General features: G+C 65.0%; 27 protein-coding genes. 9 read left to right on the forward strand and 18 right to left on the reverse strand.

Annotated elements, in window-relative coordinates; genetic code table 11:
- Nucleotides 1–75: 75 nt before the first annotated feature.
- Nucleotides 76–510 carry a putative iron-sulfur cluster-binding metallochaperone gene (locus tag C8263_RS16210; RefSeq protein WP_107139181.1) on the forward strand — a complete coding sequence of 145 codons (435 nt, stop codon included), beginning with the start codon at nucleotides 76–78 and terminating at the stop codon, nucleotides 508–510.
- A 445-nt stretch (nucleotides 511–955) separates the two neighbouring features.
- On the opposite strand, the gene C8263_RS16215 is transcribed toward C8263_RS16210, so the two are convergent.
- From C8263_RS16215 to C8263_RS16245, 7 genes are read right to left on the reverse strand one after another with little or no spacing between them, the layout of a single operon-like run.
- A complete protein-coding gene (locus C8263_RS16215) occupies nucleotides 956–1585 on the reverse strand; it encodes a cation efflux transmembrane domain-containing protein (protein ID WP_107139182.1) in 630 nt (209 codons plus the stop codon).
- Nucleotides 1582–2124: a signal peptidase II gene (lspA, locus tag C8263_RS16220; RefSeq protein WP_107139183.1), complete on the reverse strand. Its 543-nt coding sequence runs from the start codon at nucleotides 2122–2124 to the stop codon at nucleotides 1582–1584. Before lspA ends, C8263_RS16215 begins: the two co-directional genes overlap by 4 nt.
- Nucleotides 2115–2909, reverse strand: coding sequence for an undecaprenyl-diphosphate phosphatase (locus C8263_RS16225; RefSeq protein ID WP_107139184.1), 795 nt, complete (start codon nucleotides 2907–2909; stop codon nucleotides 2115–2117). Before C8263_RS16225 ends, lspA begins: the two co-directional genes overlap by 10 nt.
- Nucleotides 2910–2959: 50 nt before the next feature.
- Nucleotides 2960–3340 carry an ArsR/SmtB family transcription factor gene (locus C8263_RS16230; RefSeq protein ID WP_107139185.1) on the reverse strand — a complete coding sequence of 127 codons (381 nt, stop codon included), beginning with the start codon at nucleotides 3338–3340 and terminating at the stop codon, nucleotides 2960–2962.
- Nucleotides 3337–3597, reverse strand: coding sequence for a glutaredoxin family protein (locus C8263_RS16235; protein ID WP_199188431.1), 261 nt, complete (start codon nucleotides 3595–3597; stop codon nucleotides 3337–3339). Before C8263_RS16235 ends, C8263_RS16230 begins: the two co-directional genes overlap by 4 nt.
- Nucleotides 3594–4958 (reverse strand): cytochrome P450, encoded by a 1365-nt coding sequence (locus tag C8263_RS16240; protein ID WP_107139186.1) that lies wholly within the window; start codon nucleotides 4956–4958, stop codon nucleotides 3594–3596. The genes C8263_RS16235 and C8263_RS16240 overlap by 4 nt, the downstream gene beginning before the upstream one ends.
- A gap of 11 nt (nucleotides 4959–4969) precedes the next feature.
- On the reverse strand, nucleotides 4970–7345 hold the full coding sequence (locus tag C8263_RS16245; protein WP_107139187.1) for a heavy metal translocating P-type ATPase: 2376 nt from the start codon (nucleotides 7343–7345) through the stop codon (nucleotides 4970–4972).
- Here C8263_RS16245 and lnt point away from each other — a divergent pair.
- From lnt to C8263_RS19845, 5 genes are all read left to right on the forward strand, one after another.
- Nucleotides 7344–8885 (forward strand): apolipoprotein N-acyltransferase, encoded by a 1542-nt coding sequence (gene lnt / locus C8263_RS16250; RefSeq protein WP_199188432.1) that lies wholly within the window; start codon nucleotides 7344–7346, stop codon nucleotides 8883–8885. The genes C8263_RS16245 and lnt overlap by 2 nt on opposite strands.
- Nucleotides 8886–9072: 187 nt before the next feature.
- Nucleotides 9073–9561, forward strand: coding sequence for a DUF4158 domain-containing protein (locus tag C8263_RS19700; protein WP_233218871.1), 489 nt, complete (start codon nucleotides 9073–9075; stop codon nucleotides 9559–9561).
- A gap of 290 nt (nucleotides 9562–9851) precedes the next feature.
- Nucleotides 9852–10478, forward strand: coding sequence for a hypothetical protein (locus C8263_RS19705; RefSeq protein ID WP_233218865.1), 627 nt, complete (start codon nucleotides 9852–9854; stop codon nucleotides 10476–10478).
- Complete coding sequence (locus tag C8263_RS19840) at nucleotides 10463–11482, forward strand: Tn3 family transposase (RefSeq protein ID WP_269845144.1); 1020 nt, start codon at nucleotides 10463–10465, stop codon at nucleotides 11480–11482. The genes C8263_RS19705 and C8263_RS19840 overlap by 16 nt, the downstream gene beginning before the upstream one ends.
- A gap of 112 nt (nucleotides 11483–11594) precedes the next feature.
- Nucleotides 11595–12158, forward strand: a complete 564-nt coding sequence (locus C8263_RS19845) for a Tn3 family transposase (RefSeq protein WP_269845145.1) — start codon at nucleotides 11595–11597, stop codon at nucleotides 12156–12158.
- A 102-nt stretch (nucleotides 12159–12260) separates the two neighbouring features.
- Here the strand turns inward: C8263_RS19845 and C8263_RS16260 are convergent, their stop codons facing one another.
- Genes C8263_RS16260 through C8263_RS16295 form a run of 8 tightly spaced genes read right to left on the reverse strand, consistent with a single transcriptional unit; the run spans nucleotide 12261 to nucleotide 17882 of the window.
- Nucleotides 12261–12716, reverse strand: coding sequence for a hypothetical protein (locus tag C8263_RS16260; protein WP_233218867.1), 456 nt, complete (start codon nucleotides 12714–12716; stop codon nucleotides 12261–12263).
- On the reverse strand, nucleotides 12691–13053 hold the full coding sequence (locus tag C8263_RS16265; RefSeq protein WP_055362639.1) for an ArsR/SmtB family transcription factor: 363 nt from the start codon (nucleotides 13051–13053) through the stop codon (nucleotides 12691–12693). The genes C8263_RS16260 and C8263_RS16265 overlap by 26 nt, the downstream gene beginning before the upstream one ends.
- A gap of 35 nt (nucleotides 13054–13088) precedes the next feature.
- Entirely contained in the window at nucleotides 13089–13763 is a 675-nt protein-coding gene (locus C8263_RS16270) for an SCO family protein (protein WP_107139188.1), read from the reverse strand.
- Nucleotides 13756–14352, reverse strand: coding sequence for a DUF305 domain-containing protein (locus C8263_RS16275; protein WP_233218868.1), 597 nt, complete (start codon nucleotides 14350–14352; stop codon nucleotides 13756–13758). Before C8263_RS16275 ends, C8263_RS16270 begins: the two co-directional genes overlap by 8 nt.
- Nucleotides 14349–14849 carry a thioredoxin-like domain-containing protein gene (locus C8263_RS16280; RefSeq protein WP_107139189.1) on the reverse strand — a complete coding sequence of 167 codons (501 nt, stop codon included), beginning with the start codon at nucleotides 14847–14849 and terminating at the stop codon, nucleotides 14349–14351. Before C8263_RS16280 ends, C8263_RS16275 begins: the two co-directional genes overlap by 4 nt.
- Before the next feature lie 21 nt (nucleotides 14850–14870).
- The gene (locus tag C8263_RS16285) at nucleotides 14871–15407 is read right to left on the reverse strand and encodes a signal peptidase II (RefSeq protein WP_107139190.1); all 537 of its coding nucleotides are present in this window, start codon (nucleotides 15405–15407) and stop codon (nucleotides 14871–14873) included.
- A complete protein-coding gene (locus tag C8263_RS16290) occupies nucleotides 15404–15652 on the reverse strand; it encodes a glutaredoxin family protein (RefSeq protein WP_107139191.1) in 249 nt (82 codons plus the stop codon). The genes C8263_RS16285 and C8263_RS16290 overlap by 4 nt, the downstream gene beginning before the upstream one ends.
- Nucleotides 15645–17882 (reverse strand): heavy metal translocating P-type ATPase, encoded by a 2238-nt coding sequence (locus C8263_RS16295; protein ID WP_107139192.1) that lies wholly within the window; start codon nucleotides 17880–17882, stop codon nucleotides 15645–15647. The genes C8263_RS16290 and C8263_RS16295 overlap by 8 nt, the downstream gene beginning before the upstream one ends.
- A gap of 293 nt (nucleotides 17883–18175) precedes the next feature.
- On the opposite strand from C8263_RS16295, the gene C8263_RS16300 reads away from it, so the two are divergent.
- Nucleotides 18176–19231, forward strand: coding sequence for a flavin-containing monooxygenase (locus tag C8263_RS16300; RefSeq protein WP_107139193.1), 1056 nt, complete (start codon nucleotides 18176–18178; stop codon nucleotides 19229–19231).
- Nucleotides 19232–19454: 223 nt separating this feature from the next.
- A complete protein-coding gene (locus C8263_RS16305) occupies nucleotides 19455–19937 on the forward strand; it encodes an Rv1443c family protein (protein WP_107139194.1) in 483 nt (160 codons plus the stop codon).
- A gap of 71 nt (nucleotides 19938–20008) precedes the next feature.
- On the opposite strand, the gene C8263_RS16310 is transcribed toward C8263_RS16305, so the two are convergent.
- Nucleotides 20009–20620: a M23 family metallopeptidase gene (locus tag C8263_RS16310; RefSeq protein ID WP_233218869.1), complete on the reverse strand. Its 612-nt coding sequence runs from the start codon at nucleotides 20618–20620 to the stop codon at nucleotides 20009–20011.
- A 261-nt stretch (nucleotides 20621–20881) separates the two neighbouring features.
- Here C8263_RS16310 and C8263_RS16315 point away from each other — a divergent pair, with 261 nt between their 5' ends.
- Complete coding sequence (locus C8263_RS16315; protein ID WP_107139196.1) at nucleotides 20882–22174, forward strand: hypothetical protein; 1293 nt, start codon at nucleotides 20882–20884, stop codon at nucleotides 22172–22174.
- A gap of 37 nt (nucleotides 22175–22211) precedes the next feature.
- Here the strand turns inward: C8263_RS16315 and C8263_RS16320 are convergent, their stop codons facing one another.
- Nucleotides 22212–23396, reverse strand: a complete 1185-nt coding sequence (locus C8263_RS16320; protein WP_107139206.1) for a ZIP family metal transporter — start codon at nucleotides 23394–23396, stop codon at nucleotides 22212–22214.
- On the reverse strand, nucleotides 23393–24538 hold the full coding sequence (locus C8263_RS16325) for a multicopper oxidase domain-containing protein (RefSeq protein WP_107139197.1): 1146 nt from the start codon (nucleotides 24536–24538) through the stop codon (nucleotides 23393–23395). Before C8263_RS16325 ends, C8263_RS16320 begins: the two co-directional genes overlap by 4 nt.
- Nucleotides 24539–25106 lie beyond the last annotated feature (568 nt).

Consider the following 25106-nt stretch of genomic DNA (forward strand, 5'->3'; position numbering starts at 1 on the left):
GGTCGCTTCCGATGACCCAGTGAAGAGCCAAGTCTGGCCAACCCGAATTGAATTCGCTCGGGGATACTGTGAGGCATGAATGCTCTGCTCCCCCCATGTCCTCTCAATGGAAAGTCGGGGAAGGTCGTCAAACTGATTACCCTTAAAGCACTGCTGACGCCGCAGGCCCTGACCCGACTCACGCCAGTGGAGACGTACCACTTTTGCTCAGATCCAGAATGCCCGGTGGTCTATTACAGCGTGTTGCACAGCTTTCGCATAGATGACATCAAAGTGCCGGTTTTCCAAAAAGACTCGGATTCTGAGGTGCCTGTTTGCTATTGTTTTGCGTATTCGCGCCGCGCCTTGGCGAGCAGTGTCAAGGAAGATGCAGGGCAGATTCCCAACGTGATCCGTGAACATATTCAGGCGAATCGGTGTGGCTGTGAGGTCAATAATCCACAAGGTTCTTGCTGCTTGGGCAACGTGACACGATTGATCAACGCTGCTTGCGAAGTACAACACACGTGAGTTCTGCTTTTTCTCCTGCAACGTCACCTTCATGATCAAAACCTGCGAACGCCTGCCGCGAAGATCGTTGACCCCACAGGCAAGCTGGCCAAATACAGGCCCTTCCCAAGGGAAGCCCTGGTGAGCCAGAGCAGCGGAACACGGGAGATGGGTCCACTCCCTCCAAAGACAGCGTGACCCCTCAAGAGCGGAAAGGAGCGGCAACTCGTGATCGAATCACGAGTTGCCGCTTCTTGGGCCCACTGCGAATTAAGGAATGACGGGGAGAGACCGGTGGGCGGACGACCTTTCATGGTGCAGATGCTGCCGGTCTTCCCGCTGATCCCAGACGGTGACACCAGCCAGAATCAAGAGGGCTGTCATGAGCCCAAGGATGGCCCGTTGGTCGCGGGACTGGGTGTCGTGGCGCATGTGAGTCGGCGGCCCGCCACGCCAGACCCTGGTTTCACGCCGAATTGGCATTTGACCGTTCACCTGCCTCCGCCGCTTCCGCCAGGATTTCGCGGCCACCGTTGGCTGCAATGCCCGCCACGATGACGCCCAGAATCAAGTCCGGCAGATTCGAGTCCAGCCACAGCACCAGTGCGCCGGACAACACAATCGCCAGATTCACGATGGAGTCATTGTTGGTAAAGATCGCTGACGCCTTGAAATTAACATCCTCGCCCTGGTGCCGCTTCAGCAGGTGCAGACAGACCAGATTGAGCGCCGCGTTCACCGCTGCCATCGCCATCATCGCGGGGCCAATCGCGGCCTCACCCCCAAAGAACCGCCGCAGCACTTCGACAAGCAGAAGAACCGATAGACCAATCAGCAACCATCCGGACAACCGGGCTGCACGCACCTTGATGGCCGGAGTCCGGCCCACGGCGTACAAGCTGACGCCGTACACCGACGCGTCGGCCAGATTATCGAGGGCCGCCCCAATCACGGCGGTGGATGACGCCCAGACGCCCACCGTCACGCCCGCCAAGGACTGTCCAAGATTGATCAACAGCACCAGCCACAGGATCCGGCGGTCTGCGGCCTGACTCGCGTCGAGGTTGTGGCCTTCATCGTCTCGGTCTTCACTCATGCGTGGTCACCTCGTTCTGAAGCCGAGGCTGATGGGCTGCGCTTGGTCCGGAAGCTCAGCAACACGATCAGCAATACCCCCGACACCACCCACACGTCCGCGAGGTTGAAGATCGGGAAGTTGCCCTGTCCCATCAGGCGCGTGACGAACGAGAAGGTGTGGGACGACAGGGTGTCCACCACTTTTCCCAGACGCCAGCCGTCTAGGGCGTTGCTCAGGGCGCCGCTGGCCACGAGCGTCAGAGCCACGCCCATGAGTGGAGGCACGGGACGGCGCACGAGATACACGAGCAGCCCGGCCCCCACCACGAGGCGCAAGGCGGCCAGTGGCAGGGCCGCGCCAGAGAATAGGCTCCACGCAGCGCCCGTGTTGTACACCAGGCCCAGGCTCAGCACCCCTGGAATGAAATTCCGGAACTCACCCTCTGCAAAGGTCTGCACGGTCCAGAGCTTCAGTGCCTGATCCAGCAGGATGCACACCACTGCCCCGATCAGATACGCGGGCCAGTACGACCGGCGACCAACTAACCTTACCGCCACAGCGCCCACCCCAGAATGGCGGTCCCCGCCAAAATGCGGTACACCGCAAAGCCCCGGAAGTCATGGCGCGAGACATAGCGCAGCAGCCAGCCGATGGCCAGCAGCGCTGTCACAAACGACACCCCCAGTCCCACCAGCAGCGGAGCCACTTGTGTGCCGCCGAACGCGTCCCGTCCTTTCATCAGGGCGTACAGAGTCGCCAGGCCGAGTGTCGGAATCGAGAGATAGAAGGAAAAGGCGGTCGCCGTGGGCCGGTCAAGTCCAGTCAGCAGACCGCCGATGATGCTCGATGCACTCCGGGACACGCCCGGCACCAGCGCGAGGCACTGAGCGCATCCCACCAGCAGCGCCTGACGGGGGCTCACCTGCGTCAAGGCGGTGGTCTGGGCGGGAAAGGTCCGGCCCTCTATCACCCACAGGACGGCGCCGCCCACGATCAGCGAGATGGCCACTGTGATGGGAGAGAACAGATACCGCGTGATCACGTCACTGAACAGAAAGCCCAGCAGGGCCGCAGGGAGAAAAGCCAGGGCAATCCCCAACCAGAGCCGGCGCACGTCGGGACGCTGCGGCAACGCTCTCGCCTGACCCAGCAGGTCCCGGGCGTAATACACGATCACGGCGAGCACAGCCCCCAGCTGAATGACAATCTCGAAGGTGCCGCCTGTATCACGGACGTTCAGGAGATCAGCGGCGACGATGAGGTGGCCGGTGGAGGACACCGGCAGAAACTCGGTGATGCCCTCGACGAGACCCAGGACAGCAGCATTGACAGTGTTGTTCAAGAGAAAAGGTCCTTAGAGAGGGGGAATGAGGAAGGCGGCGTCACGGGGACTTACATGGCCTGAGCGTGCTCCGTCACGTCCGCGATCAGTCGCGTGACGTGGGGGCTCGCCAGTCGGTAGTAGGCGATGCGGCCCACCTTCTTGAAGGTCACCAGCCTCAAAGCGCGCAGGTGACGCAACTGGTGGCTCATGGTGGATTCGTTGATGTCCGCGATGATCGCCAGATCACACACGCACAACTCCTCCAGCGCGAGGGCCGAGAGGATGCGCAGGCGCGTGGGGTCTGAGATGACCTTCGTCAGGCTCGTGATCCGCTCAATCAGCGCGTCGTTCGGCAGTTGCGCTTCCACCCGCGCCACCGCGTCCGGGTGAACGCAGTGAATTTCGCAGTCGGCGGCGCGGTCGGCTTTCACGTCAGGCGTGGTCGTCATGCGTCATTGTCTCGCAGGGCGGTCTCCAGCAACGGGCGCTGATCGTCAAAGGTACCGAAAAAGGCCTGATCACCGATCAAGGTGACTGGGGCAATACGGACGTTCGCTCTCGCCTGCATCTCCGCGAGGGCCGCCGAATCTTCACGGACGTTTTTCTCGGTATAGGGCACCTGACGTGCCGCCAGAAAGCGTTTAATCGCTTCACAGGACGCACACCCCGGTACCGTGTAGACGGTGACGGTTTTCAGAGAGGTCATGACCTCTCCTTTCTCTCGTGCAGGCGCACGCGCAGGCCCCCCTTGGGGCGCAGGGTCAGGGAGGGGTCCGCCATCACCTGCTGCGGTTCAGACACCTCCACGTGAAAGCGCTGGGCGATAGTAGCCATCACCAGCGCCGCTTCCATCAGGGCGAAGTTGTTCCCAATGCACAGGCGCGGCCCGCCACCAAACGGGAAGTACGCATACCGGGGGAGCTGCGCCTCGAATTCAGGCGTCCAGCGCTCAGGCTGGAAGGCCAGCGGCTCCGGGTAGAACCCCGCATCTCGGTGCATGACCCACGGGCTGATCCCGACTTCTGCTCCCGCCGGGACCAGGACGTCATCGCAGCGCCAGTCAGCCTGCGGCTCGCGGGACAGCCACCAGACTGGTGGGTAAAGCCGCAGCACTTCTTTGACGATCTGGCCCGTGTAGGGGAGGCGCGGCAGGTCCTGGACCGTGGGGAGTCGGTTGCCCAGCACGCCGCGCACTTCCGCGTGCAACTTCGCTTCCACCTCAGGGTGCTGACTCAGGAGAAAGAAGCTCCAGGTGAGCGCATTGGCTGTGGTTTCATGGCCCGCCAGGAACAGCGTGACCAGTTCGTCGCGCAGTTGCGCGTCGGTCATCCCGGAGCCATCCTCGTCGCGGGCGTCCAGGAACATCGAGAGCAGATCACCGTGATCGCGACCTTCAGCGCGCCGCTCGGCCACCAGCGCGAGGATGAGTGTGTCGAGTTCCTGCACAGCCTTGCGCAGGCGCCCCTCACCCGGCACAGGCAGGTGAATGGGCAAGCGCTCCATGAGGGCCCGTACGGCACTCGTCATCTGATGGGAGTATTCGTCGAGCACCGTGTTCACCGCTCGGCTGACGTTCTGCGCGCGCGGATCACCATGCAGATCGACATCAAACACCGTCTGCGTGATGATCTCCATGGTGAGGTGCATCATCGCCTCACTCAGGTTCAGATCCTGTCCGTCCTGCCAGCCCTGCAACTGACGGTCGGCGAAGCGCACCATGGTCTCGCCGTACGACGCGATGCGGGCACGGTGAAAAGCCGGCTGGGCCAGCCGGCGCTGACGCAACCAGAACTCCCCTTCACTTGTCACCAGCCCATTCCCCAGGACCAGGCGCATGAGGGGGTGGCGCTGGTACCCCTTTTGGAAGGTGCGACCCGTGTTCACCAGTACCTCCTCGACCTGGGCCGGATCGGTGACGATATAGGTGTCACGTGCCGACTCGATACGGATTTTCACGCCGCAGCCGTACTGCTGAGTGACGCGGTCGAGGAAACCCAGGGGATCACGGCCGAAGTCGAGGAGGTTGCCGAGCACAGGCAAGGGCGGAGGACCGGCAAGTGTGGGCATAGGATCTCCTTTCAGCTGGGACGGAAGCGCAGCAGGCGCAGGGCGTTGGCAGTCACGAGGACGGTTGCACCGGTGTCGCTGAGGATGGCGGGCCACAGTCCCGTGATGCCGAGCAGGGTGGTCACCAAGAAGATGGCCTTGAGGCCTAAGGCGAACGTGACGTTCTGGCGGATGTTGGTCATGACCGCACGGGAGAGCTGCACGAGGTCACTCACGCCCATGACACTGTGGCGCAGCAGGGCAGCATCCGCTGTTTCTAGTGCCACGTCGGTTCCGCCGCCCATGGCGATGCCCACATCGCTCTGAGCGAGGGCAGGTGCGTCGTTGATGCCGTCCCCGACCATGGCGACCTTGCCGCTTCTCTTGAGTTCCGCGATGCGCCGGAGTTTGTCTTCCGGCATCAGTTCTGCTTCGACGTCCAGTCCAAGGTCACCCGCGATCGCGTGGCCCGTGCGGGCGTTGTCGCCGGTCAGCATGACCGAGCGCACGCCCAGAGCGGTGAGTTTCGCGATGGCGGCCTTGGCATGCGCACGGGGCTCGTCACGAATCGCCAGGAGACCCAGGGGCGCCGCACCGTCGAGCAGCACCACGACCGTTTTGCCCTGATGTTCCAACACTTCGATGCGCCCGAGCACGTCCGGCGCCACCGGCGCCAACTCCTGCGCGTACCGGGGAGAGCCGACGGCCAGCGTGCGGCCACCCACCGTCGCCGTCACGGCTTTGCCGGGAATGGCGCGGGCATTCTCGGCGGTGAGGATGGTCTGCCCTTTTGCCCGGTCCAGGATGGCTTTGGCCAGGGGGTGGGCGCTGCCGGTTTCCACGGCGGCGGCCAGGGTGACCACGTCCTGTTCTGAAGCACTCAGGGGAATGACGTCCGTGACCTGAGGCTTGTTCTCGGTGAGGGTGCCAGTCTTATCAAACGCAATGGTGTTCACGCTGCCGATGGTTTCGAGCGCGGCGCCGCCCTTGATCAGTAGGCCCTGCCGGGCGCCGGCACTGATGCCGCTCGTGACGGCGGCGGGCACGCTGAGCACCAGGGCGCAGGGGCAGGCGATCAGGAGAAGTGCCACACCTTTGTAGATCCATTCATTCCAGTCCTGTCCGAACAACAGGGGCGGAATGACAGCGAACAGGAAGGCCACGGCCATGGCTGCCGGGGTGTACCAGCGGGAAAAGCGGTCGAGGAAGCGGGCGGTGGGTGCTTTGCTGCTTTCAGCTTCCTCGACCAGATGGATGATGCGGGCGATCGTGTTGTCCGACGCGCCCCTGTCCACCCGCACGGTGAGCACCCCGTCCGTGTTGATGCTGCCGGCGTAGACCTGGTCTCCCGTGCTCTTGTGGACGGGGACGCTTTCACCAGTCACAGGGCTGTCGTCCAGGTTGGAGTTGCCTTCCGTGATGGTGCCGTCAGCGGGGACGCGGCCCCCGGGCTGCACCCGGACGAGTTGACCCACCTGCAGTGATTCGACGGGGACTTCCTGGGTCTGGGTGCCGCTCAGAAGCAGGGCGGTTTTGGGGGCCAGCGCGGCCAGGGCCTGAATGCCGGCCCGGGCGCGGCCGGCGGCGACGTTCTCCAGCAGTTCGCCAATCGCGAACAGGAAGACCACGAGCGCGCCTTCAGCGGCTTCCCCAATGGCGACGGCACCGATGGCGGCCACGCTGATCAGGGTATTGATGGTGAAGGGCTCGCCGAGACGGGTACTGGCGACGGCTTTGAGCAGCAGGGGCCAGACGCCGATCAGGGTGGCGGCCGCGTACGCGTAGAAAGCAAAGGATGGCGCGACCAGACTCAGCACGAAGGCCAGGGCGAAGAGGGCGCCCGTGAGCAGGACATTGCGGCCCTTGCTCGTCTGGTGCCAGGGGAGTTCGACGCGGGCGGGTCGGGGAGCGGAGGGCGTGCCAGGGGTGGCCTGAGCATCCTCCTGGAGGTCTGGTGGGTACCCGATGGAGCGTAGGGTCTGTTCGAGTTGGGCGCGGGACGTCTTGGTCTCGTCGAGCGTGAGACTCAGCGTCTGCGTGGTGAAACTGACTTTGGGCTCTCCGGCACCGGGCAGGCGGCTAACCACGCCCTGCACTTTGTTGGCGCAGTCGGCACAGTCCATGTTATTGACGAAGTAACGAAGCGTCTGGGCAGCGGGAGCTGCGGGAGCGTTCTCCAGGACGGGTGGGTAGCCCAGGGACCGGAGGGTGTGCTCCAGTTTCTCGCGGGGCAGTTGCGTTTCGTCCAGAGTCAGGCTCAGGGTCTGGGTGGTGAAGTTGACACGGGGGTCACCGACGCCGGGCAGACGCGTGAGGGCACTTTGCACAGTGCGGGCGCAGTCGGCGCAGTCCATGCGCTCCACGAAGTAGCGCAGTGGCGTGCCTGGGGTGGAGGGGGAGGCGGTCATGCCTTACGATATCTGTATGAGTGTACAGATATCAAGTGCAGCGAAGATGCTGCACTTTGGAAGAGGCGTCGGGGCGGGTGACGCCAGCTCGTCCTGGACCCTGGTGGTCTCCGTCGTTCTGGGCGTCCTGCTGGCCTTGACGGCCGTGCCATTTGCGTGGAGCGCACTCACGCCTCTGGCTCTCGCGGCGCTGCTGCTGTGGGTGTGCACGCCGGCCAATCCCACGGCTGTTGCCGCCCGGCTCTTCTGGAGCATGACGGCTTTTTTCAGCCTCCACCTGCTGTTCTTACCTCTCAGTTTTGCACCGCTGTTCGGCGCGTTGAGCGTGCTGCTGTTCCCGCTCCTGTTCGCTGTCGAGGGCGGCTTCTATGCCCTTATGGGATATTTGGTGGCCCTGCTGGCCCCGACGTTTCTTGGCCGCGTGTGGGGTGTGGCCTTCGGGTGGGTCATTCTGGAATGGCTCCGTCACCTGGGTCCGTTTGCTTTTCCTTGGGGCACGCTGGGGTACGCGCTTCTGCCCACGCCACTGATTCAGGTGGCTGACCTGGGTGGGGTGCTGCTCGCCAGTTTGCTCATCACGACTCTTGCGGCGGCCCTCGCCAGCCTGGCCGTACGGGAAGTTCGGCCGCTCGCGCTTACTTTTCCCGTCTGGGGTCTGGCGCTCGGGTATGGCCTCACCCGCCCCGAGGTGGCGCCGCCCACGCACCGCGCCCTGCTGGTGCAGGGCAATTTGAATCCGCTCGATAAAGTGCAGGGCACCGCCCAGCCGCTCCCCATCTATGCCCGTCTCAGCGCAGCCAACACTTCTGGGGCCGTGATCTGGCCCGAAACTGCCGTCACAGAGAAGGACGTGCCGAACCTTCCCGGTCTGCCCCTCCTGATCGGTGTGGCCCGCACAGGGCAGAACCGGATTGAGGCGTGGGATGGGGGGTTCCGGGGGGCTTACGACAAGCATCAGCTCGTTCCTTTCGGGGAGTATTTTCCCCTGCGTGAACCACTGGCTCCGCTGTATGAAGGGGTATTCAGCGCGCTGGGCCTGCCAAGCCTGACCGGACTCCAGGCCGGGCAACTCGGCCAGCCACTGACCTTGCGTGGCGTCTCGTACGGCGCGTACGTGTGTTACGAGAGTGTGTTTCCGACTGTTGCCCGGCAACTGGTGCAGGGCGGAGCGGGGGTGCTGGTGAACGCTTCGAATGACGGCTGGTTTCATGCAGGAAACGGCGTGGAGCAGCACTTTGCCATGGGACGGGTTCGGGCCATTGAAACCCGGCGGTACGTATTGCGCGCCGGCAATATTGGGGTTACGGCGGTGGTTGATCCGCAGGGTTGGGTCACGCAGGCCCTGCCAACCCGCCGCGCTGGGGCCTTGGCGGCCCGTTACGCCGTGCAAGAGGGAACGACTTGGTATGTCCGTCTGGGTGACTGGCCTGTGGGGGTTGCGATTCTTGGACTCACTGGCCTGCTGGCTCAGGGCATAGTCAGACGCGCAGGATCCCGTTTGGTTTTCAATGCGCCTGAACAACATGCTGACGCCACGTAACGGCAGGTGCACTGGACGCCAGAACCAGTTGCGTCCTGTGCAGGTTCGGCGCTCGGAAGAACGCGTTCAGGCCGGAGAACACAAAGCCGCGCTGGTCCGCAAACTGGGCATCGGTCCTCAAGCCCCCTCCAATCCTCTCAGGTCCAGCGAATGCTGAACCGCTGCACCTGCCATACCCGTTGAATTCCTGAGCGATGAGCAGGCGGCGCGGTACGGTCGGTATGACGGTGACCCTGCGCCTGTACAACTCACCCAGTATTTCCTGCTCACCGACGCTGATCTTGCCTTGTTGGAGGATCGCCGGCGCAAGCACAACAAGTTGGGGATGGCGGTGCAACTCTGCAGCCTCCGTTTCCTGGGCACATTCCCTCCACCCGCAGAGCAGGTGCCTGCCAGAGTCGTTGACCACGTGGCCCAGCAACTCGGCCTCTCGCCTGATGTCCTGCACAAGTACGGCCAGCGGGAGGCTACTCGATCAAAACACCGTGCGCTCCTGCTGACCCATCTGGGCTATCAGGAGTTTGGCGTTTGGGTCGCCATTCGGCTGATTCGGTGGTTGTACGCGCAGCTGTCACTGAGTGATCAGCGGCCTAGCCTCCTGTTTGATCTGGCCACCGCGCATCTGGTGGGGCAGAAGATCGTATTGCCGGGAGTCACGGTATTGGCCCCCGGCTGATCGTGCGTGTTCGCGACCGCTTCGCGACGCGGCTGTTCGGAGGCCTGAGTGTTCGGCTCTCTGCCGACCAGCAGCAGGCGCTCCAGAGTCTCCTGGTGCTGAGAGAAGATCAGTGGAGGACACCCCTGGACGTTCTGCGTACGCCGCCCACACGAATCTCAGCGTCAGCGCTTGTTCAGGCCCTCCACCGGATTGAACAGATTCGTGCCGTCGGGGTTCACGGTGTTGACCTGGGGGACCTATCGGAGTCCCGCCGATTGACTTTGGTCCGGCATGCCCGGGTGGTCCGAGTGCAACTGCTGGCCCGTCTGAGCGAGGACCGCCGCCTGGCGACCCTACTGGTGTTTCTGCAGCATCTGGAGCGTTCGGCCACGGATGATGCGCTGGATGTTTTTGATGCCTTCATGAGCAAGCTGACCTTGACGGGGTTGGGCCGCCGTAAGAAAGAGCGCCTGCGGACCCTGAAAGATCTTGACCAGGCTGCACTTCGACTCCGAACCGTAGCTCGTGTTCTGCTGGACTCGGGTGTCTCACCGGCCGGTATCCGTGAGGCGGACTTCGCGCTGGTCGATGCCAGAACGCTGGAAGTAGCCATTGACACGGTTGAAGCGCTGGCCAATGAAGATGACGACCCAGCAGTGGAGGTGCTGGTGGGCGCGTATGCCACTGTGCGCCGGTTTCTGCCAGCCATGCTGGCCGGCATCGCTTTGGAGGGCACACCGGGCGCTCAACCTCTTCTCGATGCTTGGCAGTTTCTGGGCCGTCTGGAGGCAGGCGGTCGTGGAAAGCCGAGGTGGGCGGATGCACCCGGACGGTCGTACCCAGAGGGTGGGTGCGGCGGGTCTTCCCCAGGCCCGGGGAAGTGGATCTTCAGGCATACACCCTGTGTGTCCTGGACCGTTTGCAGCACGCACTGAAACGTCGGGAGGTGTTTGCTCCTCAGAGCGAACGCTACGCCGACCCACGTGCCGGACTCCTTCAGGGTGAGTCCTGGATTGCCGCTCGGTCAGACGTATTGCGTGTGCTCGACCGTTCGCTTGATCCACGGCCCGCAGTTGAGGCACTCAACGTCGCACTGGGTGAGGCTTACCAAAAGGTAGAGACCCACCTTGCCAAGAATCAAGCTTTGATGTTGACCGTGGACAATGGCCACACGCGGGTCTCGCTTAGCCTACTGGTGGCCACCCCAGAGTCGACGTCCCTGAGCACCCTGAAGGCTCAGGTAGCCGCGCGCTTGCCCACCGTTGATCTGGCTGAACTCCTGATGGAGGTGCATGAGATTACGGGGATGGCCGCTGCCTTTACGCACGTTTCAGAGGGGAAATCATACGCTCGCGACTTGCCGCTTAGCATCTGTGGGGTCTTGCTGGCCCAAGCCTGCAATATCGGACTGAAGGCGGTCTCCAGGGTGGATGTTGCGGCACTGACCCTTCCCCGGCTGTCTTGGGTGCAGCAGAATTATGTGCGCGCAGAGACCTTGATTCAAGCGAATGCCTGTCTGGTGGAGGCACAATTTGACCTGCCGCGGGCACAGGTCTGGGGTGGCGGGGAAGTCGCGTCTGCTGACGGACTCCGCTTTGTCGTTCCCGTCCGTACGGTACATGCCGGCTGGAACGGCAAATACTTTGGCGCGGCGCGTGGAGTCACGTACTACAACTTCACCAGCGACCAATTCACGGGTTTCCACGGCATCGTGATTCCAGGAACGCTGCGAGACTCGCTCGATATCCTGTCCGGCCTGCTGGAGCAGCAGACCCACCTTGACCCCCGCGAAATCATGACCGACACGCACGGCTCCAGTGACGTCGTATTTGTGTTGTTTGCCTTATTGGGCTATCAGTTCAGTCCCCGTTTAGCGGACCTGCCTGACCAGCGGTTCTGGCGACTGGACCGGGACGCCGATTATTGGCAGGTTCACTGAAGTTGGGGAAAGTCAGGGCAACCAGTGTCATGCGGACATTGCAGCGTGGGGGCAGTCTGTCCGCCTTGGGCGCACAATAGCCGAGCTGGGGCGCGTAGAGAAAACCCTGTATTTGCTCAGGTATGTGCAGGATGAGGGATATCGGCACCGGATTCAGAGACAAGTGAACCGAGGAGGGTTGCGGCACAGCGTGGCCCGGGCCGTCTTCCACGGGGGCAAGGGGGAGCTGGGGCAAAAATACCGGGAAGGAATGGAGGACCAATTGGAAGCTCTGGGACTGGTGGTCAATGCCATGGTGCTGTGGAACACCCGGTATTTGGCCCTGGCAGTAGAGGACATCCGGCAAGCGGGTCAGTTATGCGATGAGGCCGAGGTCGCCCGGCTCTCGCCGCTGCTGTCCGAGCATGGCAACATCCTTGGAAAATACGATTTTCGCTCCCAGCTGAAGTCGCTAGAGGCCAACTGCGCAAGCTCCGCGACCCGACATCGCTGGACGCTTACTTGTACTTGGCCCAAATTCCTTAGGGGAAGTTTCTGTTCCCAGTCTCACGCGAGGCCTACACGCAGTGGGCGCCGTGGCCCTCAGAAGACTCTGAGTGACCCGTCTGCGGGGTGTGGCCGTGGTGGGCGGGCAGGGCTGGAGCAGGCGGCGCCTGATCACGGGCCAGGTACATGAAGGCGCCGAGCAGTGCCAGCAGACTCAGCACCCAAGGGCGCAGGCGGCGGATCAGTCTCGGCCCAGTGGACCAGGGGGAGGAGCCTGCCCCTGGCTTTTTCTTCAACGCGCCGCCCCGCTGATGGTGATCAGGGTCTGGTCTCCCTGCTTGACGGCGGTGTAATGCAGCTCGGCCGGCAGCGCCTTGCCCAGAAAGGCAGAGTAGTGGTCCGGCGCCATCAGTTCGTCATCAAGCAGCACGTAGCCCCTGGCCCGGAGCACCCGGGCGGCGGCCAGCGGTTGCCAGCCTGCCGCGAGATACTGCTCGACGCGGCTCTCGCCGGCGCGCACCTCCTGGCGGTAGCTCGCGCTGTCGGGGCACGTGGGGCTCAGGCCGGCCGGCACCGGGGCCAGGCCGTTCCACAGCTGGCCCGGCTGTTCAATGCAGTAGAGCGGTGAGCCCCAGCTCAGGTTGTCGGTCAGCCACCACCCCAGGGGCACACTGACCACCGCGCCGCCCAGCAGGGCGGCGGCCAGGGTCAGCCGCTGGCCCTTACTCGGTCGCGTGATCCAGGGCATTGCGAATGGTGGTCGTCACGTGGTGGTCGAGCAGTCGGTAGTAGGCAATGCGGCCTTCCTTCCGGAAGGTGACGATGCGGCCGGTGCGCAGCAGGCGCAGCTGATGACTGACCGCACTCTCGCTGATCCCCACCACCGCCGCCAGGTCACACACGCACAGCTCGGTGGTCTTCAGCGCACTCAGAATCCTGAGCCGGGTGGGATCCGCCATCAACTTCAGGAAGGCGGCGGCGTCCTCGATGCAGAGGTCCTCTGGCTGATGGGTGCGCGCCAGCTGGACCGCCTCCGGATGCAGGCAGGTCACTTCGCACACGTCGTCCTGAGAGGCGGTTCTCATTACGTCAGTGTAGACGCTGGCTGGCTGACCCGCTGTCACCGCATCACCGTCCGCACGTCGGCCGCGATCCGGTCGGTGAGGTTCAGCTGGGTGTAATCCCAGACCACCCGCCGGTTGCCGGCCCGGTCCACCAGGTAAACGCCAGTCGTGTGGTTGACGTCGTAGCGGTCTGGGGCCGTCACATTCGAATACTCGAAGCCGACGCCCCAGGCCGCAGCCGCCTGACGGAGCGGCGTTTTGGGAATCACCAGGCCACGTGCGTCCGGGCTGAAGTAGCGCACGTACGAGCGCAGCTCCGCTGGCGTGTCCCGCCCAGGATCGACCGTGACCAGCAGACTCACAAAGTCCTTCCGCTGCCGCTCTGGGAGCGTCTGGCGCACCCGTTCCAGGGCGGCCAGAGTGGTGGGACAGATGTTCGGGCAGTTCAGGAAGCCGAAAAAGACCGCCACGGTCTGGCCTTTGAAGGCAGACAGGGCCAGCGGCTGGCCATCGTCGCCGGTGCCGGCCAGGGGCGGGGCCACCGTCCCGGGTGGATACGCCGTACCAAGGAGGCCCTGAGGGTTGCGCAGGCGGGTGTAGAGCAGGGCCAGGGACAGCAGGGCCGCCACCGCCAGCAGCGCCAGGGTAAGCGAGCGCTGCCAGGGCCGGCGGAGTCCAGCGGGCAATCCATCAGCCGCTGTCTCCAGCGCCTGTCCGTGCGGGCTAGTCATGATCCATTCCGTCCATGTCGTGGCGAGGTGCGGGGTCAGGCGTCACCGAACGCGCTCTCAGGAGAGCTTCGAGGCCCTGAATTTCCGAGCGCTGCGCCGTCACGACCCGCTGCGCGAACCGCCGCACTTCCGGGCGGCGCGCCACGTTCAGGGCCGAGGTGGCCATGGCGACGCCCCCCTGGTGGTGCCGGCGCATCAGAAGCAGGAAGCGGGTTTCGGCAGCGGCAACGGTGAGCGTCTCCAGCGCCGCCTCATCGGTGGCGGACGCCATGCCCATGGCCGCGCGGTCCATGCCGCTCATGGGGGCCTCGCGCCCGGCCAGTGGCCGGCCCCAGGCCATCAGCCAGCCCTGCATCTGGCCAATCTGCGCCTGCTGGGTCAACAGGATGTCCTGCGCCAGCAGCCGGATCTCAGGGTCGGCGGCGCGTTTGACCAGGGTGACACTCATGTTCACGGCCTGGGCGTGGTGCGCCGCCATATCCCGCGCAAAAGTCACGTCGGCACTGGTCTCACCCGGCGCCGCTGGCCAGGCCAGGGCCAGCCCTGCGCCCAGGGCGGCCACCCCCAGAGCGGCGCCCCACGGAATCAAACGGTGTCGTCGTACGCGCCGCTGCACGAGGCTCCAATTTCGGGTGCTTCACCGCCCTGCTCATAGGCCTGAATGAACTTCGCGATGCGCTCGTCAGCGGGGTCCTGCACTTCCAGCTGCTTGTTCCAGGCGGTCAGGACGATGGGGGCCGTCTGGGTTTCATGGGGCGAAAGCAGGATGTAGGTGCGGCCGGCCACCCGCTCTTTGAGCTGCAGCACCTGACTGGTGCTCAGGCCGGGCTTGTACGACACCCACACGGCGCCGTGCTCCAGGCTGTGCACGGCGTACTCGTCGTAGATGGGCCGGTCATAGATCCCGCAGTTCTGCCACGAACCGTTGTGCGGGCCGCCCGCTGGGGGCCGCTGCGCGTACGTCAGGCGGCCGGGCTTGTGGTCACCGCCTTCGTTTTTGAAGCTTTTCACACCTTCGATCTCGGCCCCACCTTGGTTGCAGGCGGCGAGAAGCACGGTCAGGGACAGCAGCATCAGTCGTTTCATAGGTTCTCCTGAGAAGAGGGGTTACGGGGTCTGTGAGGGAAAGGGCCTGGCGGTCACACGCCGTTCGCGCCACCAGTTCGCCAGCAGGAGCGCCGCCACGCCAGTGCACACCAGCACGTCAGACAGGTTAAAAATCGGGAATGGGCGGCCGCTGAGCAGCTCAGAGACCCGGTCCAGCAGCGGGGAAGTGAGGTAATCCACCACCGCGCCGCGCGCCAGGCCGTCCAGGGCGTTGCCCAGCGCGCCGGCCGCGATCAAGGCCAAGGGCCAGGTCAGGGGCGGCGGCACCCGCCGCAGGGCGAGGGCGCCCACCAGGCCCAGGCCGACGAGCAGCCGCAAGGCGGCCAGTGCCCCTGTGAAGCCCCCCAGCAGGCCCCAGGCCATGCCGGTGTTGAGGGTAAAGCCCAGGTGCAAGACGCCAGGGACGAGGGGGCGGTTGACTCCGGGGCTGAGCTGTTCCACCGCCCAGGCCTTGAGCAGTCCTTCGAGCACCAGCAGCAGCGCGGTCACCAGCACAGGGGCCCAGCCGACGGTCCGCCGGCCTCTCAGCGTGGTCATGCGCCCGCCTGCAAAGCCGCCAGCAGCCCGGGACGCTGCTGATCAACTGGCCCAGCGAACACCTGGGTGCCGATCACGGTCACCGGAGTGATCCGGGTCTCGGTGAGGTTCCGCAATTCGGCCAGTGCGCCGGCATCTTCCTGAAGGTTCCGGATCCGGAAGGGCGCGCCGCAGCGGCCCAGCAGGCGCTGAACAGCCCGGCTCTCCGCGCAGTCCGCCGTGGTGTAAAGGGTGATCTCAGGCATGGCGGGGGGTGGCCTCCGGGGCCGGGGTCAGGCGGGGGGCTTTCCAGCCCAACAGCCGCAGGGCGTTGGCGGTCACCAGCGCGGTGGCGCCCGTGTCGGCCAGAATCGCCATCCAGAGGTTTGTGTACCCCAGCAGGGTGGTGACCAGGAAGACAGCTTTCAGCCCCAGCGCGAAGGCGATGTTGACCTTGATGTTGCCCATGGTGGCCCGAGAGAGGTTCACGAGGTCCGCCACGCCGGACACCCGTTCATGCAGCAGCGCAGCGTCGGCGGTTTCCAGTGCCACGTCGGTGCCGCCCCCCATGGCGATGCCCACGTCCGAGGCCGCCAGCGCCGGGGCGTCGTTGATGCCGTCTCCGACCATGGCCACGCCCCCCTGCGCTTTATACCCGGCGATCAGGCGCAGTTTGTCTTCGGGCAGCAGTTCGGCCTGGACGTTCAGGCCCAGGTCCTGGGCAATGGCCCGGCCCGTGCGGGCGTTGTCCCCCGTGAGCATCACGGTCTGCACCCCCAGGCGGCGCAGCTCGGCAATGGCGGCGCGGGCGTCTGGACGCGGCTCGTCGCGGATGGCCAGCACGCCGAGGGGCGCGGCCCCGTCGAGCAGGAGGACGGCGGTGCGGCCCTGCTCCTCGAGGCGGGTGACGGTGGCCGCGAGTTCGGCGCTCAGGGGCGCCAGCTCGGCCGCGTGACGGGGGGACATGACGCCCAGGGCCCGCCCTTCCACGGTGGCTGTCGCCCCCTTCCCTGGGAGGGCCTGCGCGTCCTGAGCGGCGGGAATGGTGACCTTCTCCAGCTGGGCCGCCCCTGTGATGGCCTTGGCCAGCGGATGGCTGCTGCCCGACTCCACGGCGGCCGCCAGGCGCAGGACCTCGCCACGCTCTGCCCCCACGCCCACAATGTCGGTGACCCGGGGCTTCCCGGCGGTCAGGGTCCCGGTCTTGTCAAAGGCCACGGTCTTCACGCCGCCGATGGTCTCCAGTGCGCCCCCACCCTTGATCAGCAGGCCGCGCCGGGTGCCGGCGCTGATGGCACTTGTGATGGAGGCGGGCACGCTGAGGACCAGGGCGCAGGGGCACCCGATCAGGAGCAGGCTGATGCCCTTGTAGAGCCAGTCATGCCACACGCCACCCAGGAAAAGGGGCGGCACCAGCGCCACCAGGGCCGAGACCAGCACGACCCCAGGCGTGTAATACCGGCTGAAACGGTCGATGAACCGCGCAGTGGGGGCTTTGCTGCCTTCGGCCTCCTCGACCATGTGAATAATGCGCGCGATGGTGTTGTCAGCGGCGGCCCGGTCCACCCGGAGGGTCAGGGTGCCGTCGGTGTTGATGCTGCCTGCAAAGACCGTATCCCCCGGACCCTTGACCACTGGAACGCTTTCCCCAGTGACCGGACTGTCGTCGAGGCTGGAGGTGCCCGTCAGAATGCTGCCGTCGGCCGGAACGCGCGCGCCGGGGTTGACCTGAACCGTCTGGCCCACCTGCAACGAGTCGGCTGGCACCTCGCGGGGTTGACCGCCCTCCAGCAGCAGAGCAGTCTTGGGGGCCAGGGCGGCCAGCGCCTGAATGCCGGCGCGGGCGCGGCCGGCGGCCACGCCCTCTAACAGTTCGCCCACGGCGAAGAAGAACACCACCACCGCGCCCTCGGCCGCCTCGCCAATGGCCACGGCGCCGATGGCGGCCAGGCTGACGAGCATGTTGATGCTGAAGGGATCACCCAGGCGGGCGCTGGCGAGTGCTTTTTTCGCCAGCGGCCAGACGCCCAGCAGAGTGGCGGCGATGAAGGCCACGTCAGCGAGCGTCGGCGCCAGGAAACTGAGGAGCCACGCGACGCCCAGCAGCACCCCGGACGTGACGACCAGCTTGCCCTGACCCGTGCGGTACCAGGGCGTGCCGGCGGGCGCGACCTCGTGCGTGTGGCCGGCGTGATCGTCGGCGCCGTGGCCATGGCCCTGCGGACCGGCTGCGGCAGCTGATCCCATCAGAGATGGGGCGTAGCCCAGTGATTTGAGATTCTTTTCCAGGGTGGCCCGTGGGGTCTGCCCCTCGTCCAGATGCAGCGTCAGGGTCTGCTTGGAAAAACTGGTCTTGACGCCGTCTGTTCCGGGCAGCGTGGCCACCATACGCTCGACCGTCTGCACGCAGCTGGCGCAGTCCATGCCCTCGACAAAATAGGTCAGGGCGTCGGGGTCGGCACCTGAAGTGGGGGGCCGCGCAGGAGACTGGGTCATGTGCCGACAATACCTGAGTAGACATTCAGATGTAAAGGAGGATGAGGGGCCAGGGTCAGTTGCGGGAGCGGCACTTCATAGGAGCGCGCGCCCTCTGGACATAGGCTTTGGCCCAGAGTCATCCGTAGAGACGGACCCTGCCGCTCTGTGGCCGCGCTCCACCAGCGCCTCCTTAACCTCTTTACATATGAGCAGATGTTCATACATACTGAGGGCATGGATGCTTTGGTCTTTTCTCTCCAGACGGCATGGGTCCAGCGGCTCTCAGCGCAGCGCGGCGCGCCGGAGGTCTGATGTTGGATGTGGCGGTGATTGGTGGAGGCCAGGCCGGCTTGGCTGCGGGATACTTTCTGGGACGCAGCGGGCTGAACTTCCGCATCTTTGACGGGGGCCTGCGCCCCGGGGCCAGCTGGCGCGACCGCTACGACTCTCTTGTGCTGTTCACCCCAGCCAAACGCAGCGGCTTGCCTGGGCTCCCGTTTCCGGGTGATCCGGCGCACTACCCCACCAAAGATGAGGTCGCGGCGTATCTGGAGGCGTACGCCCAGACCTTTGAGCTGCCCACCGAATACGGCGCGCCCGTGCGCCGGGTGCGCCAGGGACCTGACGGCTTTGAGCTCACCACGCCCCGCGGCGAGTGGGCCGCCCGGGCGGTGCTCGTGGCGACCGGGCCGTTTCAGACGCCGTTCGTACCAGCCTGGGCCCAACATGTGGCCCCGGAGGTTACGCAGCTGCACAGCAGTGCCTACCGCCGGCCTTCCGCCCTGCCCGCCGGCCGGGTGCTGGTGGTGGGCGCCGGGAACTCAGGAGCCCAGATCGCCGAGGAACTGACGCGCACCCATTCGGTCACGGTAGCCCAGGGTCGCCCACAACCGGTCCTGCCGCAACGGGTGGGGGGCCGGGACATCTTCGATGTGCTGGGGGCCCTGCGGCTGCTGGACGTGCCGGTGGGCTCACTGCTTGGCTGGCTGCTGCGGCGCCGTGATCCGGTGATTGGCACGGATCTGCGCCGCCTGAACCGCCGGGGCCAGCTGCAGCTGGCCCCCCGGGTGGTGAACGCGGATGGCCGCCGCCTGGTCTGTGTAGACGGGACCCGGCTGGAGGCCGAAACGGTGGTCTGGGCCACTGGTTTCCGGCCGGCCTATCCCTGGCTGGATCTGGAGGGGGTGCTGGATGACCGGGGCTGGCCTCTTCACCACGGCGGCGTCACGGGCATTCCGGGGCTCTCGTTTCTGGGCCTGCCCTGGCAGCGCACAAGGGGCTCTGCACTGCTCGGCGGGGTGGGGCGGGACGCTCAGGTGCTGGTCGAGCGGGAGATGAGGCGCCTGAAGGGACAGGGACCGTCGTGAGCGGCCGGAGCCCCGGCGCCCAGGGAGGGCCCTTGGTGCTGGACGCCGACTCTCCTCCGAGTAGAGCTCAGGGCGTTCTGGGCGCTGTTCCTGCACTGCTTCTGCGAGCGGGCCACTTCACCCACACCGGCGGTCCCGGCACCTTGCAGAGGCGCCCCTTGGTCCTGAAGCCCGCCGTCACGCTGGCCCGTGCGCAGACGGCGGGCCTTTCCAGGGAGGGTCTATGCACATCGAATTGACAACTGAGTTTCCTGCCCATGCCCCTGAAGTCTGGCGTCACGTGCAGACCAGCCGCCTGCTGCGGTATGTCGCGGCGCCCCTGGTCACGTTCACGCCGCTGGAGCCGCCCACCTGGCCCGACGTCTGGCAAGGCGGCCAGTACCTCACCCGCATGACGCTCCTGGGCACCGTGCCCCTGGGACAGCAGGCCATTTCGGTCTCGCGGCGGGTGGTTAGTGACGTCCCTGGCCGCGAACACTACGAGCTGCTGGACGACGGGGCGGGCCAGCTCGCGCCGACGTGGCGCCACCAGATCACGGTGCAGGCGACGCCAGGGGACCGCACCCGGTATACCGACCGCGTGGAGGTGCGCGCGGGCCTCCTCACGCCGGTTGTGGTCCTGTTCGCCGCGCTCTTCTACCGTCACCGGCAACGGCGCTGGCGGCATCTGGCCAGGCACAGGTTTCAGGCTTTGAAGGAGGCGTGAGTGCCGCCTCGCAGCAGGTGAGCCGTGAGGTCAGGCCGCGGCACCTGGGCCGAGCCTGGACGCGGCCCGTCTTAAAACAGCCCCATCGGGTTGATGGGTGTTCCGCCGGCGTACACGCGGAAATCCAGATGTGGGCCGGTGCTGTTGCCGGTGTTGCCCACGCGGGCAATGACCTGACCTGCCGAGACCTGCTGGCCACGGCGCACCAGGTTGGCGCTGTTGTGGCTGTACCGCGAGGTGAGGCCGTTGACGTGCTCCAGCACGACGGTCCATCCCCACCCATTTCGCGCGTCGTACACGGAGCTTTTCACGGTGCCGGCCAGGGCCGCGCGGATGGGCGTTCCAGTGGGCGCCGCCAGGTCCAGGCCGCCGTGGCGGGCGTTGAATGGGGTCGTCAGGCGGCCCTGAAGGGGCAGCACTGCATTCACCCGGATGGAGCTGGCGCGAATGGTGACCCCAGAGGACGAGCGGGCCGGCCCAACCGGCAGAACCACGGTTTGACCGATCTGCAGGCGGTGGGCACTCAGGCCCGGGTTGGCCCGGACCAGAGCCGTGACGGTGGTGCCGTGACGGGCGGCGAGCCCAGTGAGCGTGTCGCCTGCCCTGACCTTGGTGGTCGCGGCGGCACCGAAGGACAACAGGGCAGCGGTCGCCAGGCCCACCACAAACATGTGAATCTGCATAAGACGGCGTGAATGTAACAGGACAGAACCGTCAGAGGATGAACCTCGCCTCATGGTCCACACACAGCTGAGTGGAGGACAGAATGAAGTGGAACGAGACGCCCGCGTTCCTGTTCATGAACACTTATCCAGTCCTGATCCGACTCATCTGGAGGTCAGGAGCATGGGAGACGCTGACCGTCCAGGTTCCTGCCCTGCCGCAGCGTAATGACGTCCTGGCCCAACTGTCAGAGTCCATTCCTTCCCTCTCTGAGGTCTGTCATGAACCGACTTGCCCGCGTCCTCCTGCTCACGCTGCTCCCTTCCACAGCGCTCGCTACCGATCTCCGCCTCTACCCCACCTTTACAGAAGTGCAGCAGCCCCTCACCTCACAGGCGCTGACCTTCCCATCTGCCCAGTGGCGCTGGATTCAGCCAGCCAGCTTCTCGGTTCTGGGGCCTTCAGGTGTGACGTTCTCGCTCTATCCTGAAGAACTCGAGTGGCTGCGGACCCAGGAGGGTCAGGCCGTGACCTGGCGGCCGGCGGGTCAACCTCCAGTCCCGGCCACCCTGGCGCGGGCCGATGACCTGCTCCTGAAGTTGAACACCGGTGAATTCGTCCATGCGCCGCGTAGCGAACTGGCCTTTCCCACGGCACCCCCCGTCCAGGGCGGCGTGACCTTTCGTCTCAGTGCGTCTGCCTCCAGTGGGGCGCGGCTCAGCTACCGCACGCAGGCCCTGTTCTGGACCCCGCGTTACGAACTGAATCTTAGTGGCGCCGCGGCGAATCTTTCGGCCCTGGCGCAGATCAACAACCTCAGTGATCAGGTGTTCACGGCTGGACAGGTTGACCTGTTCGGAGGGACGGTGCGTCAGGTGCAGGGAAATTCAGTGCCCACGCCAGTCAATGCACTGCCCTTTGCTGCCGGTAGCAACACGGAAGCGGTCCGTGTTCTCCCAGGGGCAAGCACTGGGGGCGCAGGGCAGATCAGCCTTGTGGGCGAGGTGCGGGGCTTGCAGCGGTACGCCCTGCCAGGCGGCCTGACCATCGGACGGGGGGAGCAACGGACCCTGCCCTTCCTGAAGCCGCAGGTGAGTGGCTTCACGCGCTACGCGAGTGTGCAGTCCTACTTTGACGCCCAGAACCGGTCAGGCCAGGTGGACCGGCACTACAAGTTCACCTCCTCGCTGTCACTGCCCGCTGGAGCGGTGGATGTGCGGGAGGGAGGCCTCCTGGTGGGTAGCGTGACTCTGCCCGCCGCGCAGGCCGGGAAGCCAGTGGACCTGAATCTCGGGGCAGATCCGGAATTGCGCTACGAGAAAGTCGTCAAGCGCCTGGGGCAGGAAAAGAATTCTGCCGGCCAGATTGTGAGCACAACGTCCCAAGTGACCTATACCTTTGTCAGTGGCAAAGCGACCGCGATGCGGGTGACGGTTCGGGAGCAGCTGTACGGACGCACTGTTGCCGTGGATGGCAACACGGCACAGAATGGGCAGGTGAGCCTGACCCGGCAGGTGGAGGTGCCAGCGCGAGGCAAGGCCACGCTGACGTTCAAGCTCAAGATTCTGAACTGAGCGGCCACAGGTCCAGAAGACCACGCTGAGCCATAACCTAAAACTTGACGAAGAAGGCAGTGAAGTACATCAGGGCGACACCGACCGTAAAGCCGCCCAGGGTGGACCAGCTCACCAGAGGCGCACCCAGGGCTGCTGTATTGCGCGCCACCAGGCGGCCCACCTCCCACACCACCTGCACAATGGCGCCCACGCCCACGGCTAGGAAGATGGTCGCCAAAACCGGGTTGAACGCAAAGCCGCCCAGCCAGGTGCCCAGGATGGCCGGTCCACCAGCGATCAGCGCCAGCAGGGCAAACTGGATCAGTTTTGGCTTCTGGCGCACGACCGGCGCCACGATCCCCACACCTTCGGTGATGTTGTGCAGGGTGAACCCCAGAATCAGGAAGGTGCCCAGCGCCGCTTCTCCCAGCGCAAAGGCTGCGCCAATGGCGAGGCCCTCCCCGAGGTTGTGCAGACCGATCCCCGTGGCGATGCGGTACGAGAGCCCCAGGGGCGCCTCCTCAGGCCGGCGTTTGCCGCCCAGTGCCAGCAGCACCCCCAGGGTCAACAGAGCGATCAGCAGCACGGCCGGCGTCCCCTGCCAGAAGGCGGGCAGCGCCGCCGCGAATTCCTGGGCGTCCAGGTAAGTACCCACTGCGAGGTAGACCAGCAGGCCCACGGTCAGGGCCAGGATGAAGTTCATGGCACGCGCACTCAGGCGGCGCATCCAGGGAAACCAGAGCATCCCCAGCAGCACCGGGACCACGCCGACGTACAACCCCACCAGCCCGAAGCGCACGAACAGATCCCGCCCCGGCTGAGGGGTCAAAGTCGCCACTGGAATCTCCGCTTCGAACACGGTGCCCAGCGAGCTCAGCAGCGCCACCTTATGCGCCTCGCCCTCAACCCAGGGATAGGGAATCGTCAACGTCGCGGTGCCCAGGCGGGGAATGGCCCCAGCGGGCCTGGCGGTAAACGACCAGAAGGCGTCGTCCACCATCACCTGCGGCAGGGTGACCGCCTGCGGACCGTCATTGACCACCTGCACCTGAATGACGCCGCGCTCAGGCAGGGTGACGCGGCCAATCTTGACCTGCTCGACAGGTGGACCCTGGAGGGCCTTCATGCCGCCGCCTGTGGCGACCAGATACGCGAGCACCGCCCCAAGCAGCAGCAAAGGAACAAGTGCCAGACCCCAGAGGCTGGCCCAGCGGCCCCGCGGCGCCGCTGGCGCACTCACGAGCGGCCCCCGGCGGCGCCCTGCAGGCTGCGCCGGTCCCACCCGGCATCGACACCCGCGGCTTTCAGGGCCGCCGGATAGGCGTCCGGCTCGACCACCTGAAACGAGCCCATCCAGCCGAGCTCGGTGAACTCACTGATGTGCGGGTGAAACATGAAGTTGCCGGTGAACTTGTACTTAAATTCCAGAATGCCGCGCTGGCCCTGGGCCTGCATGATGGTATCCACGATGCGGCTGGTGGGCTCCAGGGTGGTCCCGGTGTCGTAATAGTTGAAAAAATTGGCGTGCAGGTGAAACGAATTGATCAGGTCAAATTCCAGGATGTTGATCAGGTAGATACGGACCAGTTCGCCCTTCTGCACGGGGATGGGCCGCCGCGCGAACTCGAACCCCACCGTGTTCACAGCGTAAATCTCGTTGGCCCCATCAAAGTTGGTGTCAAAGGCGTTTTGCACCATCACGAACTCGCGCGCCGGCGGCCGCCCCTCTTTGGGGTCCACGATGAACGCGCCGTACATGCCCTTGTGGATGTGGCGCTTGAGGCTGGTGGCGTGGCAGTGGTAGAGGTGACAGCCAAAGGGCTCGGCGTCGAACTCGTAGACGAAGCGCCCACCGGGCTGAATTTCCCCGGGGCCGGCGCCCGGCACTCCGTCCATCTCGGCCGAGTGCACGCCGTGAAAGTGGATGGTGTGCGGGTGAATGGTCTGGTTGATAAAGGTAATGCGCAGCCGGTCGCCTTCCGTGCAACGCAAGGTCGGCCCCGGCACGCGGCCGTTGTAGGTCCAAGCGGGGAAGAAGATGCCAGGGGCAATCTCAATCTCCTTGTCCTGCGCGATCATGGTGTACTCGCGCAGCGTCTGGCCATTCGGGAGGGTGCTGACCTTGCCCCAGTCCCAGTCGGTGAGCATGGCCATGGGGTCAAATCCATTGCGCTTGTGATTGACGGCGCCGACCATCAGATTGTTGCCGTGCCCGGCGTGACCAGCGGTGGCCGGCGCTGGGCTGACTGGAGCCGTCCCCGTGTGTCCGGCGGGGTGTGACCCACCCTGACCCAGGGCCACACTGCCCGCCAGGGCCGCGGCGCCGCCGGCGCCGGCCCGCAACACGTCGCGCCGGGACAGGAGGGCACGCAGCCAACTCACCGCTGCTCCTGCTCAGATACTTCACTCATCGGATTCATACTGCATCTTAGTCATGCCTAAAAAAAAGTCAAGGCATGGCGAACATTGGAGTACCCGGTGCCACGCTTTTATAAGGGCTGGGCACGCCACACGTCACGGAGCCACCCACCGGCCGGGTGGTGCGGCTGGTGGGTGGCTCTTCACCTTTCGGATGGGGATCAGAGTGCGTTACCGCGGAGCAGCTGGAGCTTCATGCTGATACCCGGACCACGCATCAAGGTCATAGGCTTGTTCGGGGCCGTATGTCGTCAGCGGCAGGACGCCCTTTGACCCAGTCCATGCCCGGAACCCGTTTTGCTCATGCTTGCTCCGCTCTGATTGAGTTGTCTTTGCACGCAAGTCAATCGGAGCTTGTGTGAGCCTGTCCACGAGGCAGCCTATTCCGTGTGGTCTCAGTTGGAAGGGTTCTGGCAACTTAACCTGAGTGAGGCCGGAGTAGCTCAGCAGGTGGCTTGAGAATCAAGCCACCTGCTGCATCGCCTCTCGCAAGCGGAGAAGAGCTGCGGATTGATGGCTTCGTCTGAGGGTG

It is taken from the genome of Deinococcus arcticus, from assembly GCF_003028415.1.
Taxonomy (GTDB): Bacteria; Deinococcota; Deinococci; order Deinococcales; family Deinococcaceae; genus Deinococcus; species Deinococcus arcticus.

Bases quoted from the DNA above. Each gene is read 5' to 3' on its own strand.
- C8263_RS16210 (WP_107139181.1), top strand. From the start codon at position 76: ATGAATGCTCTGCTCCCCCCATGTCCTCTCAATGGAAAGTCGGGGAAG.
- C8263_RS16215 (WP_107139182.1), bottom strand. From the start codon at position 1,585: ATGAGTGAAGACCGAGACGATGAAGGCCACAACCTCGACGCGAGTCAG.
- C8263_RS16230 (WP_107139185.1), bottom strand. From the start codon at position 3,340: ATGACGACCACGCCTGACGTGAAAGCCGACCGCGCCGCCGACTGCGAA.
- C8263_RS16235 (WP_199188431.1), bottom strand. From the start codon at position 3,597: ATGACCTCTCTGAAAACCGTCACCGTCTACACGGTACCGGGGTGTGCG.
- C8263_RS16240 (WP_107139186.1), bottom strand. From the start codon at position 4,958: ATGCCCACACTTGCCGGTCCTCCGCCCTTGCCTGTGCTCGGCAACCTC.
- lnt (WP_199188432.1), top strand. From the start codon at position 7,344: ATGCCTTACGATATCTGTATGAGTGTACAGATATCAAGTGCAGCGAAG.
- C8263_RS16245 (WP_107139187.1), bottom strand. From the start codon at position 7,345: ATGACCGCCTCCCCCTCCACCCCAGGCACGCCACTGCGCTACTTCGTG.
- C8263_RS16260 (WP_233218867.1), bottom strand. From the start codon at position 12,716: ATGCCCTGGATCACGCGACCGAGTAAGGGCCAGCGGCTGACCCTGGCC.
- C8263_RS16265 (WP_055362639.1), bottom strand. From the start codon at position 13,053: ATGAGAACCGCCTCTCAGGACGACGTGTGCGAAGTGACCTGCCTGCAT.
- C8263_RS16270 (WP_107139188.1), bottom strand. From the start codon at position 13,763: ATGACTAGCCCGCACGGACAGGCGCTGGAGACAGCGGCTGATGGATTG.
- C8263_RS16280 (WP_107139189.1), bottom strand. From the start codon at position 14,849: ATGAAACGACTGATGCTGCTGTCCCTGACCGTGCTTCTCGCCGCCTGC.
- C8263_RS16285 (WP_107139190.1), bottom strand. From the start codon at position 15,407: ATGACCACGCTGAGAGGCCGGCGGACCGTCGGCTGGGCCCCTGTGCTG.
- C8263_RS16290 (WP_107139191.1), bottom strand. From the start codon at position 15,652: ATGCCTGAGATCACCCTTTACACCACGGCGGACTGCGCGGAGAGCCGG.
- C8263_RS16295 (WP_107139192.1), bottom strand. From the start codon at position 17,882: ATGACCCAGTCTCCTGCGCGGCCCCCCACTTCAGGTGCCGACCCCGAC.
- C8263_RS16300 (WP_107139193.1), top strand. From the start codon at position 18,176: ATGTTGGATGTGGCGGTGATTGGTGGAGGCCAGGCCGGCTTGGCTGCG.
- C8263_RS16305 (WP_107139194.1), top strand. From the start codon at position 19,455: ATGCACATCGAATTGACAACTGAGTTTCCTGCCCATGCCCCTGAAGTC.
- C8263_RS16310 (WP_233218869.1), bottom strand. From the start codon at position 20,620: ATGCAGATTCACATGTTTGTGGTGGGCCTGGCGACCGCTGCCCTGTTG.
- C8263_RS16315 (WP_107139196.1), top strand. From the start codon at position 20,882: ATGAACCGACTTGCCCGCGTCCTCCTGCTCACGCTGCTCCCTTCCACA.